At 68.9% G+C, this 13,178-nt stretch carries 10 protein-coding genes and 1 pseudogene; 2 read left to right on the top strand and 9 right to left on the bottom strand.

Features of this window, described 5'->3' with window-relative positions; translation table 11 throughout:
• Together AC1DN0_RS08285 and AC1DN0_RS08280 are read left to right on the top strand one after the other, a co-directional pair.
• A partial coding sequence (locus AC1DN0_RS08285; protein ID WP_477145647.1) for a DNA translocase FtsK occupies nt 1-2,060 on the top strand: 2,060 nt, incomplete at its 5' end.
• A 36-nt stretch (nt 2,061-2,096) separates the two neighbouring features.
• Entirely contained in the window at nt 2,097-2,462 is a 366-nt protein-coding gene (locus tag AC1DN0_RS08280) for a cupin domain-containing protein (RefSeq protein WP_441628022.1), read from the top strand.
• 95 nt (nt 2,463-2,557) lie between these two features.
• Here the strand turns inward: AC1DN0_RS08280 and AC1DN0_RS08275 are convergent.
• The 9 genes and pseudogenes from AC1DN0_RS08275 to AC1DN0_RS08235 all read right to left on the bottom strand — a co-directional run bounded on the left by AC1DN0_RS08275 (nt 2,558) and on the right by AC1DN0_RS08235 (nt 13,171).
• Nucleotides 2,558-3,678 (bottom strand): annotated as a pseudogene (locus AC1DN0_RS08275) (CMD domain protein).
• A gap of 20 nt (nt 3,679-3,698) precedes the next feature.
• The gene (locus tag AC1DN0_RS08270) at nt 3,699-5,030 is read right to left on the bottom strand and encodes an acyl-CoA thioester hydrolase/BAAT C-terminal domain-containing protein (protein WP_477145646.1); all 1,332 of its coding nucleotides are present in this window, start codon (nt 5,028-5,030) and stop codon (nt 3,699-3,701) included.
• A gap of 12 nt (nt 5,031-5,042) precedes the next feature.
• The gene (locus tag AC1DN0_RS08265; RefSeq protein WP_477101700.1) at nt 5,043-6,617 is read right to left on the bottom strand and encodes an ABC transporter substrate-binding protein; all 1,575 of its coding nucleotides are present in this window, start codon (nt 6,615-6,617) and stop codon (nt 5,043-5,045) included.
• Nucleotides 6,618-6,675: 58 nt separating this feature from the next.
• Nucleotides 6,676-7,722, bottom strand: coding sequence for an ABC transporter ATP-binding protein (locus AC1DN0_RS08260; protein ID WP_441628016.1), 1,047 nt, complete (start codon nt 7,720-7,722; stop codon nt 6,676-6,678).
• A complete protein-coding gene (locus AC1DN0_RS08255; protein WP_441628014.1) occupies nt 7,719-8,729 on the bottom strand; it encodes an ABC transporter ATP-binding protein in 1,011 nt (336 codons plus the stop codon). The genes AC1DN0_RS08260 and AC1DN0_RS08255 overlap by 4 nt, the downstream gene beginning before the upstream one ends.
• On the bottom strand, nt 8,726-9,658 hold the full coding sequence (locus AC1DN0_RS08250; protein ID WP_441628012.1) for an ABC transporter permease: 933 nt from the start codon (nt 9,656-9,658) through the stop codon (nt 8,726-8,728). Before AC1DN0_RS08250 ends, AC1DN0_RS08255 begins: the two co-directional genes overlap by 4 nt.
• The gene (locus AC1DN0_RS08245; RefSeq protein WP_441628010.1) at nt 9,655-10,641 is read right to left on the bottom strand and encodes an ABC transporter permease; all 987 of its coding nucleotides are present in this window, start codon (nt 10,639-10,641) and stop codon (nt 9,655-9,657) included. Before AC1DN0_RS08245 ends, AC1DN0_RS08250 begins: the two co-directional genes overlap by 4 nt.
• Nucleotides 10,638-12,149, bottom strand: a complete 1,512-nt coding sequence (locus AC1DN0_RS08240) for an NAD(P)-binding domain-containing protein (protein ID WP_441628008.1) — start codon at nt 12,147-12,149, stop codon at nt 10,638-10,640. The genes AC1DN0_RS08245 and AC1DN0_RS08240 overlap by 4 nt, the downstream gene beginning before the upstream one ends.
• Entirely contained in the window at nt 12,146-13,171 is a 1,026-nt protein-coding gene (locus AC1DN0_RS08235) for a LysR family transcriptional regulator (protein ID WP_441628006.1), read from the bottom strand. Before AC1DN0_RS08235 ends, AC1DN0_RS08240 begins: the two co-directional genes overlap by 4 nt.
• Between the last annotated feature and the right edge of the window lie 7 nt (nt 13,172-13,178).

Below are 13,178 nucleotides of genomic sequence, written 5' to 3'. Positions count from 1 at the left end.
CCGGAGCCGAGCCTGAAGCCGAAGCTCAGGCAGAACCTGCGGTCGAAGCCGAGCCGCAAGCCGATGCCACAGCCGTGGTCGCAGTCCAGCCTGTAGCCGAAGCCGAGCCTGTAGCCGAAGCCCAGGCAGAAGTTGCTGTCGAAGCCGAGCCGCAGGCCGATGCCGCAGCCATGGTCGCAATCCAGCCTGAAGCCGGAGCCGAGCCCGTAGCCGAAGCTCAGGCAGAGGTCGCGGTCGAAGCCGAGCCGCAAACCAGCGCCGCGGCCCAGCCCGAAGCCGATGCCCCACTGGAAGAGATCGCCGATAGCGTTCTCGACGCCAACCTGCTGATCGAGCCCCGCGGCGAGGACAACGTCCCCGCTCCGGTGGCGGACGGTGCCACCGCCTCGGAGCCACCGCTATTGCCGGAAGCGGCCCCCGCCGCGCCAGCGCCCAAGCCGCGCATCGTGCTGCAGGCCGTGGTCGGTAAAGTCGTGGCCCTTGACCCCGTGCCGGGCGCAGCGGCGGCGGCTCCCGTGGCAACGGCAATGCCGGCATCCCTGGCCATCGCCGTCACGCCGGCGCCCGCGCGCATCTCGGACTACCGCCTGCCGGACCTCGCCCTGCTGGAAGCCGCCACGGCCGATGTCGAGCAGGTTACCGAGGAACGCCTGCAGGAAACCGGCAACCTGATCGCGCAGCGTCTGGCGGAGTTCAAGGTGCCGGTCTCGGTGGTAGGCGCATCGGCCGGTCCGGTGATCACGCGCTTCGAGGTGGATCCCGCCATGGGCGTGCGCGGCGCGCAGGTGGTGGGGCTGATGAAGGACCTGGCGCGCGCGCTGGGCGTGACCTCGATCCGCGTGGTGGAAACCATCCCCGGCAAGACCTGCATGGGGCTGGAGCTGCCCAACGCGCGGCGGCAGATGATCCGCCTGTCGGAGATCGTGGCCGCGTCATCCTTCCTCGGACACAACTCGAACCTGGTGCTGGCTATGGGGAAGGACATCACCGGCAACCCGGTGGTGACCGATCTCGCGCGCGCGCCGCACTTGCTGGTGGCTGGCACCACCGGCTCGGGCAAGTCCGTGGCGGTCAACGCCATGATCCTGTCCCTGCTGTACAAGGCCACGCCGGACGATGTGCGGCTGATCATGATCGACCCCAAGATGCTGGAACTGTCGGTCTACGAGGGCATTCCCCACCTGCTCGCGCCGGTGGTGACCGATATGAAGCAGGCCGCGCACGCGCTCAACTGGTGCGTGGGCGAAATGGAGAAGCGCTATCGCCTGATGTYGGCGCTGGGCGTGCGCAACCTGGCCGGCTTCAACCAGAAGATCCGTGCCGCCGAGGCCGTGGGCGAGCACGTGTCCAATCCGTTCTCGCTGACGCCCGACGCGCCCGAGCCCCTGCGCACGCTGCCGCTGATCGTGGTGGTGATCGACGAACTGGCCGACCTGATGATGGTGGCCGGCAAGAAGATCGAAGAGCTGATCGCGCGGCTGGCGCAGAAAGCGCGCGCGGCCGGCATCCACCTGATCCTGGCCACGCAGCGGCCGTCGGTGGACGTGATCACCGGCCTGATCAAGGCCAATATCCCGACCCGGGTGGCCTTCCAGGTCTCGTCCAAGATCGACTCGCGCACCATTCTCGACCAGATGGGCGCGGAAAGCCTGCTGGGGCAGGGCGACATGCTGTTCCTGCCGCCGGGTACCGGCTATCCGCAGCGAGTGCACGGCGCCTTTGTGGCCGACGACGAAGTGCACCGCGTGGTCGAGCACTGGAAGCAGTTCGGCGAGCCCGACTACGATGAAGCCATCCTCGCGGGCGACCCAGGCGAGGCCGCCGCCGCGGATCTGTTCGGCGAAGGCGGCGGCGACGTGGAAGCGGACCCGTTGTACGACGAAGCCGCCTCCTTCGTGCTCACCAGCCGCCGGGCCTCGATTTCGGCCGTGCAGCGCCAGTTGCGCATCGGCTATAACCGCGCCGCCCGGCTGATCGAGCAGATGGAAGTAGCCGGGCTGGTTTCGCCGATGGGCCGCAACGGCGCGCGCGATGTGCTCGCGCCGGGCGCGGGCGATTGAAAGCACGCAACGCGCAACGTGCAAGGGGAGACAGCGATGGATTCCACGACCAGCCCGCCGCCTGTGCCGCAGGGCAACCTGCTGGCGCAGGTGCCGGTCGACCGCGCGGCCGAGCGCTTCGATGCCTTGCTGGAACGGCCCGGCCTCAAGATCGAACGGATCGTCTCGAACGGTCAGGCCAGCCCGCCGGATTTCTGGTACGACAGCGCGCAGGATGAATGGGTGTTGCTGCTGAGCGGCAGCGCGGGGCTGCATATCGACGGCGAAGCCGCGGCGCGCGCGCTTGCGCCCGGCGACTGGCTGCATCTGCCGGCGCATTGCCGGCATCGGGTGGCGTGGACCGACGCGGATCGGCCCACGGTCTGGCTCGCGGTGCATTGCGAGCCGGCCGGGCAAGGCTGAGACGCCGGGCGCTTCGTCAAATGGAGCGCTGGCCGAAGCCAGCTGGTCTCATCGCCGCCCAGCTTCCTGGCCCACTGCCGGCCTGAAACGCGGACTCAGCCGCCCTCAACCGGAAATACCGGTTCTCCCAGATTCAGCATCAACCGGTTCGCCCACGCAAAGATCGCAATCGAGTGAATCAGGTCGAGGATCTCCGCATCGCTCACCCCTACCTCGCGCAACGCGCGCAGGCTATCGGCACTGACCGCGTCAGGCCGCTCGGTCAGCTCGATGGAAAACTGCGAAATCGCCTGTTCGCGCGCGGTGGTGCCCGCCGTGTGCGGGTCTTCGAAGACCTGGGTGATGACGTCGTTACGCTTGGCCAGCTGCTCGAAACGCTGCGCGTGCACCGACGCGCAGTACACGCAGCCATTCACCCGCGAAACCACCGTGCTGGCCAGTTCCCGCTCGGCGCGCGCCATGCCGCCCGGCGCATACATGATGGCGTTGAAGGCGGTGGAGCGCTGGCGCAGGATCTCGGGCTGATGCACCAGGAACAGGTAGTAGTCCGAAACCTTGGCCTTGGGATGGCTTTCCTCCAGCACCGCGACCTGCCCGGGCGTGGCCTGGTCCACCTGGACCACATCCAGCCAGGCCTTCCAGTCGAGCACTTCGTTGGTGAAGCCCTGGATCTTGATCGGTGCGCTCATGCTGCGGCCTCCTCGGATTGCAGTGCCTTCAGAGCCTTCAGGCCGGCCACCAGGCGCACCTGGTAGGAGAGGAATGCGATCAGCTGCGCAAGGGTCACTACGTCGGGCGTGGCCAGGCCAGCGGCGGGCAGCGTCTTGAGGGCAGCTTCGTCGCCGGCCACGGGGTTTTCGATCAGCGTGCGGGTAAAGGCGAGCATGGCGCGCAGGCGCGGATCGGCCAGCGACGCGGGATCGCCTTGCCCGGCGATCGCGACCAGCGCGGCATCGGCGCCGGCCTCGCCGAGCCGTTCGCGATAGTGCGCGGCCAGCTCCGGCGCCGGCGTCAGGCGCGCGGCGTACAGCGCCACCAGCAGGCGCTCGGTGAGCACCAGGCCAGGCAGGGCGGGATCGAACAGGGCGTCGTAGCTGCCCTGCGTGGAGACGGCGACCTTGTCGCGCTGGTGGCGCAGCGCGTGGGTGGCGGAGCCGGYGGCAAGGCCGGCCACGCGGTCCACCAGGTCGGCGGTGGCTGTGTTGGTTTGGGTCATGATGGGCTCTCTGTCTTGACTCAGGGGTTTAGTCGTTCGGTGACGCTGGCACGGCCGGCGTGGCTGGCGACCGCGCGGGCCAGGAATTCGCGCACGCCGGTCCAGGACTCCTCATCCGCTATCGCGTTGGCCGCCGGCGTGCCGCCGGTGGTGCTGATCCGCCTGGAAACCGGATGGGCATAGACCATTTGCGTAGTCGGCACATAGGGGAACAGGATGGCATGGCCGGCTTCTTCGAAATCCAGATGCTCGACGTTATGCGGATGCCCGACCTCGGCCAGCTTGTCCGCCACCATGCGCGAATACAGGCTGGAGGGCCAGGAGCCATCGTCGGTGCCGGACAGCAGCATCACCGGTCCGCGGATGTCCTCCACGCGGATGCGGGCGCGCGCCACCGCGTCGGGATCCTGCAGCGCGGTCAGGATGGCGCGTTCGTGCCGGTGCGGCGCCGGGCCTTCGTCGAAGGGCGCCCAGCTCGCGGTACGGTTGTTCTCCCACACATGCGGCAGCGGCTTGCCGTGGTGCAGCCAGGCCGGGCCTTCGCGGCCGATGGCGGGGTCGGCGGCATTTTGCGCGCTGTGCACCACGGCGCCGGGCACATAGCCGATCACCGCGGAGACCAGCTCGGGGAACGTCGCGCCCAGCAGCAGCACCAGTTCGCCGCCGCGGGACTGGCCTGACAGCGCGATGAAATCGCGCGCCGGCCGGACCCGCGCGCGAATCCAGCGCAGGCCGCGCTCGAAATATTCCAGCGGCGTGCCGGAGATATAGTCGGACAGGCCGGGCGCCTTGAAGTACGCCAGTGCCAGCGCCGCGTAACCACGCGAGGCGTAGAGCGCGGCGCGCGGTTCGTTGATGCCGCCGCCCGACCCGTTGAGCACCATCACCGCCGGATGCGGGCCCGGACCGGGTGGCAGGTAGAGCGTGCCGACCAGGCCGTCCTCGCGCACATCCGTGCGGGTCACGCCCGCGGCCGCCAGGCGCTGCACCAGCTCGCCGCGCGTCTCGCACATCTCGCCGCCGCCGGTACGCACAGTGATCTCGGTGACGAGCGGGCGGGTGGCATCCGCATGGAATGACTCCCGGCTGTCGCTGTCGACCGGGCGCTGCGACCAAAGCAGGCCCATCGGGCTGACGCCCGCGTAGCTCCCGGACGATGGCGCGTCGCGTTCCAGGTCGACCGTGCCGGCGGCGTCCGCCACGAACAYCGCCTCGCTTGCCCAGGGAATCTCCCGGCCGCGCAGCGTGCGTGTGGAGATGGCGGCGATTTCGCCGGGGCACAGGCCCGACACGGCGATCCGGCGGGGAACGTCGATCAGGCCGTCGGCTGGCGTGATGGTAAGCAATGCCATATCCGCTCCGCCTTACTTGGCGTCGCGCGTGACCATCATCGCCGCGGTGCGGTCGCTGGTCATCGGCGCCACCTTCAGGCCCTTCCTGGCGGCCCAGATATTCTGGTAGTGGAACAGCGGCAGCACACCCACGTCGTCCGACACCAGCTTGACCGAGCGGCGCAGGATGGCCTCTCGCTTGGGCGCGTCGAACTCCGCGGTCGATTCGTCCAGCGCCTTGTCCACCGCCGGATTGCTGTAATGGCCCCAGTTGGAGGCGCCCAGGCCCTTCTTGGCGTCCACGGTGGCCAGGACGTTGACCAGCGCATAGCTGGCCTCGCCGGTGCCGTTGCCCCAGGCCAGCATGCTGACCGCGTACTCGTTCTTGTTGGCGCGGCCTGCATAGACGGACCAGGGCACGACTTCCACCTGGGTCTTGACGCCGATACGGGTCCAGAACTGCGCCACGGCCTGCGCGGTCTCGGGGCCTTGCGGATAGCGGTCGTTAGGCGCGTGGATGGTCAGCTTGAAGCCGTCCTTGAAGCTCGCCTCGGCCAGCAGCTTTTTGGCTTGCTCGGGATCGTAGGCAATCTCCTTGACTTCCGGGTTGTAGCCGAAGGTGTTCTTGGGCATCCACTGGCTGGCCACGCTGGCGGTGTTTTGCAGGATGCGGCCCACCACGGCCTGGCGGTTGATCGCCAGCGACAGCGCACGCCGCACGCGCACGTCCAGCAGCGGGTTCTTGTCCAGCGGCTTGCCTGCGTTGTCCGTGATGTACGGGTTGGGGCCGGGCTTGAAGCTCGGCTGCAGCAGCATGACACGCAGGCCGGCATAGGGAAAGACGCTGACGTTGGGCGACTGCTTGAGCTTGGCCAGGTCGGACACCGAGACCTTGTCGATGACATCGACGTCGCCGGACAGCAGCGCGGCGGTGCGGGCCGGGCCGTTGTTGATATAGCGGTAGTTGACCTGTTGCCAGCCAGGCTTGCCGCCCCAGTAGCCGTCATTGCGCGCCATCATCACGCGGTCGCCCGGCGTGTAGGAGATGAACTTGTACGGGCCGGTACCGACCACGGCGCGGCCGCTGTTGTAATCCTCGGTGCTGGCCTTTTCGCCCACATGCTTGCTGACGATATGGATCGAGGCCAGGTTCAGCGGCAGGTCCGGGTTCGGGATATTGGTCTTGATGACGAGCGTGTACGGGTCCTTGGCGGTCACCGATTCCACGGTGCGCAGATACCCCGAGAACGAAGCCACGCTGCCCGGCACGTTGCGCGCGCGCTGGTAGGAGAAGATCACGTCCTCCGCGCCGAAGGGCTTGCCGTCCTGCCACTTCACGTCGCGGCGCAGCCTGAACTCCCAAGTCTTGTCGTCCAGCGGCTTCCAGGATTGCGCCAGCCCCGGCTGCAGCTTGTTGTCCTTGTTCTCGATCAGCAGGTCCCAGAAGTGCAGGTCCACGGAGCGGTCGCCGGCGTGGTTGTTGAGCTGCGGGTCCAGCGAGGACAGCGGATCGGCGAAGCCGATCGACAGCGACTGGGCGGAGGCGGCACCGGCACACAGCATGGCCGCGATGGTGGTGCTGATCGAGAGGGACAGCAGGCGTTTCATAAGCGAATTTCCTCGGGGCGATGGGAACAATGGAAATGCGTTGGCAGCAAGGCTGGTGTCAGCCGCCGTCGTTCAGGTGGCAGGCGCTGAAGTGGTTCACTGCGATACCGCGCAGGCGTGGCACCTCGGTCCGGCAGCGCGCCATGGCATGCGGGCAGCGCGGATGGAAGTGGCAGCCCGGCGGCGGCGCCAGCGGGCTGGGAATCTCGCCCTTGATGGCGGTGAAGGTCTTGTGGCGCGAGTCCAGCCGGGGGATTTCGGCCAGCAGCGCCTGCGTGTACGGGTGACTGGCCTGGCGGAAGATCTCTTCCGTGGGTGCGCTCTCGACGACCCGGCCCAGGTACATGATGACCACGCGGTCCGACACATGCTCCACCACGCCAAGGTCGTGGCTGATAAACAGGTAGGTCAGGCCGAGTTGCTCGCGCAGGTCCATGAACAGGTTGAGCACCTGTGCCTGGATAGAAACGTCCAGCGCGGCCACGGCCTCGTCGCACACCAGCAGCTCCGGTTGCACGGCCAGCGCGCGGGCAATGCCGATGCGCTGGCGCTGGCCGCCGCTGAACTGGTGCGGGTAGCGCTGGCGCAGGGCCGGGTCCAGCCCGGCGCGTTCAAGCTGCGCGCTGACATAGTCGTCGAAGCCGGCCGCGTCCACCAGGCCGTGCAGGCGCGCGCCCTCGCCGACGATGCGGTCCACGCGCAAGCGCGGGTTCAGGCTGGCGTAGGGATCCTGGAACACCATCTGGATCTTGAGCCGCAATGCACGGTGGGCGCTGGCATCAAGGCCTTCGACCGCTTGTCCGTCCACGCGAATCTCGCCTGCCGATGGCTGCAGCAGGCCGGCCACCATGCGGCCGAGCGTGGACTTGCCGCAGCCGGATTCGCCGACCAGTCCCACCACCTCGCCGCGGCGGATCCGCAGGTCGACGCCATCCACGGCGTGCGTGACCGGTGCCGGTTCCGACCAGCCCAGCCGCCGCAGCGCGCGGCCGAGATAGTCGAAGCGGCCGGATGCCTGCTCGCCAAAGCGCTTGGCGAGATTGCTGGCCTCGACCAGGGCGGGCAATTGCGGCGGCTCGCCGGCAGCGTGTTCAGTCGGCTTCATGCGAACTCCGCGGTGACGGCCGGCTGGCCCGGGTGGAAGCAGCGCACCTGGCGCAATGCGTCCGGCGAAGTGATTGCCGGTGCCTGCCGGCAGGCCTCGGAGACACGCTGGCAGCGCGCCGCGAAGGCGCAGCCGGGCGGCATCGTCAGCAGGTTGGGCGTCATGCCGGGGATCTGGCGCAGCCGCTGGCCGCGCTTGTTCAAGCTCGGCAAGCTGCCGATCAGGCCGGCGGTGTAGGGGTGCAGCGGATGGTCCAGCACCGCATCGACCGGCCCTTGCTCGACGATGCGGCCGGCGTACATCACCGCCACCTCGTCGGCCAGGCCAGCCACGACGGACAGGTCGTGCGTGATCCAGATCAGCGCGGTACCGTGCTGGCGCGCCAGCTTCTGCACTTCGGACAGGATCTGCGCCTGGATGGTGACATCCAGCGCGGTGGTGGGCTCGTCGGCAATGATCAGGTCGGGCCGGTGGAGCATGGCGATGGCGATCGCCACACGCTGGCGCATGCCGCCGGAAAGCTGGTGCGGGTAGGCGCGCAGGCGTTCCTCCGGGCTGGGGATGCCCATCATCCCCAGCGTGTCGCGCGCCAGCTCGCGCGCCTGCTTGTGGCTCGCGGGGCTATGGGCACGTACCGCCTCGATCATCTGCGCGTCCACCCGCATCACCGGGTTGAGCGTCATCATCGGGTCCTGGAAGATCATGGCGATGCGGTTGCCCTGCAGCTGGCGCAGTTCGGCCGGCCGCATGCCGGTGAGCTCACGGCCCTGGAACAGGATCTCGCCGCCGACGATGCGCCCCGGCGCGTCCACCAGGCCCATGATGGAAAAGCCCGTCACGGACTTGCCGGAGCCGGATTCCCCCACCAGCCCGAGGATGCGGCCGCGCGGCACGGTGAAGGAGACGTCGTCCACCGCCGGCAGCACGCCGGCGCGGGTTTCGAAGTGCGTGCGCAGATGGCGGACTTCCAGCGTCGGCACGGTGTTGTCGCGGCTTGCCACCGTCATTTCTGCAATCTCGGGTTGAGCACGTCGCGCAGGCGGTCGCCCACCAGGTTGATGGCCACCACCGTGACCAGCAGCGCGATGCCGGGGAAAAAGCTGATCCAGTATTCGTCGGACAGCATGAACTGGTAGCCGTTGGCGATCAGCAGGCCAAGCGAGGGCTCCGTCACCGGCACGCCCAGGCCCAGGAAGGACAGCGTGGCCTCCAGCGTGATGGCGCGGGCCACCTGCAGCGAGCCGATCACGATCAGCGGCGGCAGGCAGTTCGGCAGGATATGGCCGACCACGATGCGCCAGTTGGAGATGCCCTGGCCGCGCGCCGCTTCCACGTATTCGCGCCGGCTCTCCACCAGCGCCTGGCCGCGCGCGGCGCGCGCATAGTAGGCCCACTCCAGGATCACCAGGGTCAGCACCACATTGAGCACGCCCTTGCCCAGGAAGGCCAGGATCATCATCGCCACCAGGATCGACGGGAAGGACAGCAGCAGGTCCACCGTGCGCATGATCACGCTGTCGACGCGGCCGCCGGCATAGGCGGCCAGCAAGCCGAGCAGGGTGCCGGCGATCCCGGCGATCAGCGCCGAACCCACGCCCACTGTCAGGCTGATGCGCAGGCCGTAGAGGATGCCGGAGAAGATATCGCGCCCCTGGCCGTCGGTGCCGAGCCAGTAGCTATAGGTGCCGGTGCCGCTCGCGGCGCCGGGCGCGAGGCGTGCGTCCATGACGTCGAGCTGCATCAGGTCGTAGGGATTCTGCGGCGTCACCAGCGGCGCGAAGACCGCCGCCAGCACCAGGATCGCCAGCAGCACCAGGCCGAATACGGCGGTACGCGAGGAAAAGAAGTCCGCCGCCACCCGGCGCCAGGGCGATTCCCGGCGCAGCGCCCGCGGATCGGCTTGCGCCGTGGAGGCGGCGTTGTCGATGGCGCTCATGCGGCAGCCTCCAGCCGCACGCGCGGGTCGAGCAGCTTGTACAGAACATCCACGATCAGGTTCAGCGTGACGAACAGGCACACCACCACGATCAGGTAGGAAACGATCACCGGCCGGTCCAGCGCGTTGATGCTGTCCAGGATCAGCTTGCCGGCGCCGGGCCAGGCGAAGATGTTCTCGGTCACCACCGCGAAGGCGATGGTCGAGCCGAACTCCAGTCCCAGCACCGTCACCAGCGGAATCATCGTATTGCGCAGCACATGGCCGAGGACCACGCGCCGCGGCGACAGGCCCTTGGCGCGGGCGAACTTGACCCAGTCCTGCGGCAGCACCTCGCGCACGCCGGCGCGCGTGAGCCGCAGCACCAGCGAGACCTTGAACAGCGACAGGTTGATGGCCGGCAGGATCAGGTGGCGCAGGCCGTCGGCGGTGAGCCACGACCACGGCACGCCCAGCCATTCGGCCGTGGCGCCGCGTCCGCCCGAAGGCAGCCAGCCAAGCCGCACGCTGAAGGCCATGATCAGCATCAGTCCCACCCAGAACGTAGGTAGCGAAAAGCCGACGATGCTGCCGGTCATCAGCACGCGCGACAGTGGATGCTCCGGGTACAGGCCGGCGAACAGCCCGAGCGGCACGCCCACCAGCACGGCCAGCAACAGCGCCGCCACCGCCAGCTCCAGCGTGGCCGGCAGCCGCTGCAGGATGAGCTGGATGGCCGGTACGTTATAGACCAGGCTGTTGCCCAGGTCGCCGCGCAGGGCGCCGTGCAGGAAGGCCAGGTACTGGCGCCAGAGCGGCTGGTCCAGCCCCAGCCGCGCAATGATGCGCGCGCGCTCGACCTGGTCCACGTCCTGTCCGATCAGGATGTCGACGGGGTTGCCGATCGCGTGCAGCCCGGCGAACACGATCACCGTCATCGCCAGCACGACCAGCAGCGACTGCGCCAGCCGGCGCGCCAGCCATCGGAGCGGCCAGCGGCTCATGATGCGTTCGCCGCGTCGGAAGGAATCGCCGGCGGCGGGCCGGCCGGCACCCACTCGTCCCCGAAGACCTCAGGTTCGGCGAAGGCTTCCATATTGGCGTAGTGCAGCGCCACGTCCTCCTGGTAGAGCAGGGCTGCGATGCCCTGGCCCAGGCGCCTGGCGCCGTCGCTGATGGCGGGAATGTCGCCCGAGACCGTGCCGTGCGACAACGCTGCCGGATAGCAGAAGCAGTGGATGCGCGACAGGCCCGGGCACGCGCCCGGCACTTTCTCGAGGAATTCGAAGGCCGGGCCAAGGTCCGGAGAGTCCGACAGCTCCTGGTCTTCCTGCCCCTCCCGCGGTGCGTAGCGGTCGCGCCAGTAGCGGATCTGGCCGGCAAACGCGGCGAATTCCTCGCGCGTTTCCAGCGCGATGCGGAAACCGGTCGAGACAATCAGGAAATCCAGCTCGAAGGCGCCCTTTGGCGTATGCGCCAGCAGCGCGTCGCCGGACTGCTCGATGCGCTCGATCGGGCAGCCCAGGTTGAAGCGCGCGTTCTCATGCCGCGACACCCGCAGCGTGCTGCCGCGCGGCGGCGGCACCTGCTGCTCGTTGATGTAATGGCGGATGCGCCATTTCCAGTCGTCCGGCAGGCCGGGGTGGCCGTGGGTGAGGCCGGGGTTGCCCGCGCCCTTGCCCTTGTTGATGCGCGGGATATCGGCGCGGCGGATCAGCAGGTCGACGCTGGCGGCGCCCGCTTCCAGCGCGGTAGCGGCGCTGTCCATGGCGGAGGCGCCGGCGCCGACCACGCCCACGCGCTTGCCGCGCAGGGTGCCGTAGTCGAACACATCGCTCGAATGCACCCAGCGCTCGCGCGGCAAGGTCTGGACAAAGGGCGGCACATGCGCGCCGCCCAGGCCGTCGCGGCCGGTGGCCAGCACCACGCGGCGCGCCAGCACGGTCTGCGCGCCGGCGGGCGAGCGGATTTCCAGCGCCACCAGGCCATCGGGGCGCGGCAGCACCCGCTCGACCACGTGGTCGTTGCGCACGTCCAGTTCCAGCACCTGGCGATACCAGCGCAGGTAATCCATCCACTGCAGGCGCGGGATCTTGTCCAGCGCGTCCCAGGCGGCGGTACCGAACTGGGCCTCGAACCAGGCGCGGAAAGTCAGGGCGGGCAGGCCCAGCGCCGGGCCGGTCAGTTGCTTCGGCGAGCGCAGCGTCTCCATGCGCGCCGTGGTGGCCCAGGGACCCTCGAAGCCGGCCGGGGAGCGGTCGAATATCCGTGCGTTGATGCCCAGGTGCTTGAGCGTAGCCGCTGCCGCCATGCCGGCCATGCCGCCGCCGATCACCGCAACATCCAGCACCGGCTCGCCATCGTGCGCGCGCGCAACGGTCCAGTTCCTGGCGGGCAGTTCCAGCCAGGACAGGTCCTGACGCAAGCGCGCTTCCAGCGCGGCGAGGCCTTCTGCGGCGGTGGCGGCGGTGGCAGCGGATATGGCCGGGATGGCTTCGGCAGGCAAGTTCATAGGTCGATGTGTTCGGTGTCGTGGGAGGCGCCGTTGGCGGCCTCGGTGGCCGCGGCGTCGCCATAAAGCGCTTGCAGCAGCGCGCCGTGCTGTTCCGGGCCGCGCTGGGTGAAATCGGGCAGCAAGTGGCGTGCCGCGGTGGCCAGCGTGTTGATCAGCGCCAGCACGGCGGCGCTGGCGGGCCTGGTCTGGGGGGTGATCACGCCAAAGTAGAAAGGAATATCGGCATCAATCGGGCGTACCACGATATCCGCCAGCGGCACGCCGCGCGCTGTCACCGGCTCCAGCACGGCGATCCCCAGTCCGGCACGTACGGCGGTGAGCGCATTGAGCGAGGAATTGGTGTCGATCAGCGCGGCCGGCTCCACCCCGGCACGGGCAAACGCCTCGTCCAGGCGGCGGCGTAGCCGGTAGGGGTTCTGCATGGTGACGATGCGCCGCCCGCTGCAGGCCGAGAGCGGGATGGTGGCGAGCGCCGCCAGCGGATCGTCGGCGCGTACCGCAGCCACGCAGGCAGCCTGCCCGATCCAGTGCACGGTGACGCCGCGATGCTCCAGGGGCAGGCTGGTCAGGCCGATCTCGGCCGCGCCGGTCAGCACCGAGTGCACGACTTTTTCCGGGGAGGCGCTGTTGATATGGATGTGGCTGACGGTGCCGGTGCCCGCGGTGGCATGGTCCGGCCGGTTGCCGGCCAGCGCCAGGGGCAACAGGCCCGCCGCCAGGGCCGGCGTGGCGGCGATCTGCAGCGAGCGGTTTTCCTCGCGGGCGATTTCAGCGGCACGGGCCCGGATCTGCTGCAAGCCGACCAGCGCGTGCTCCACCTCCTCGTACAGCAGGAAGCCCCGCTCGGTGGGGCTGACGCGCGGCCCGCTGCGGGCGAACAGCGCAAAGCCGATCTCGCTCTCCAGTTCCTGGATCAGGCGTGTGATCGCCGGCTGGGAACGGCCCAGCAAGCGCCCCGCGGCGGTGACGCTGCCGCTGGTCATGACTGCCGCGAAGGCTTCCAGTTGCCGGATTTCCATGGGGGCG

The sequence above is a fragment of the Cupriavidus sp. 05N39 genome, assembly GCF_056397325.1.
The sequence above is the reverse complement of the archived record's forward strand: the minus strand, read 5'-3'. Positions and strand labels throughout refer to the sequence as shown.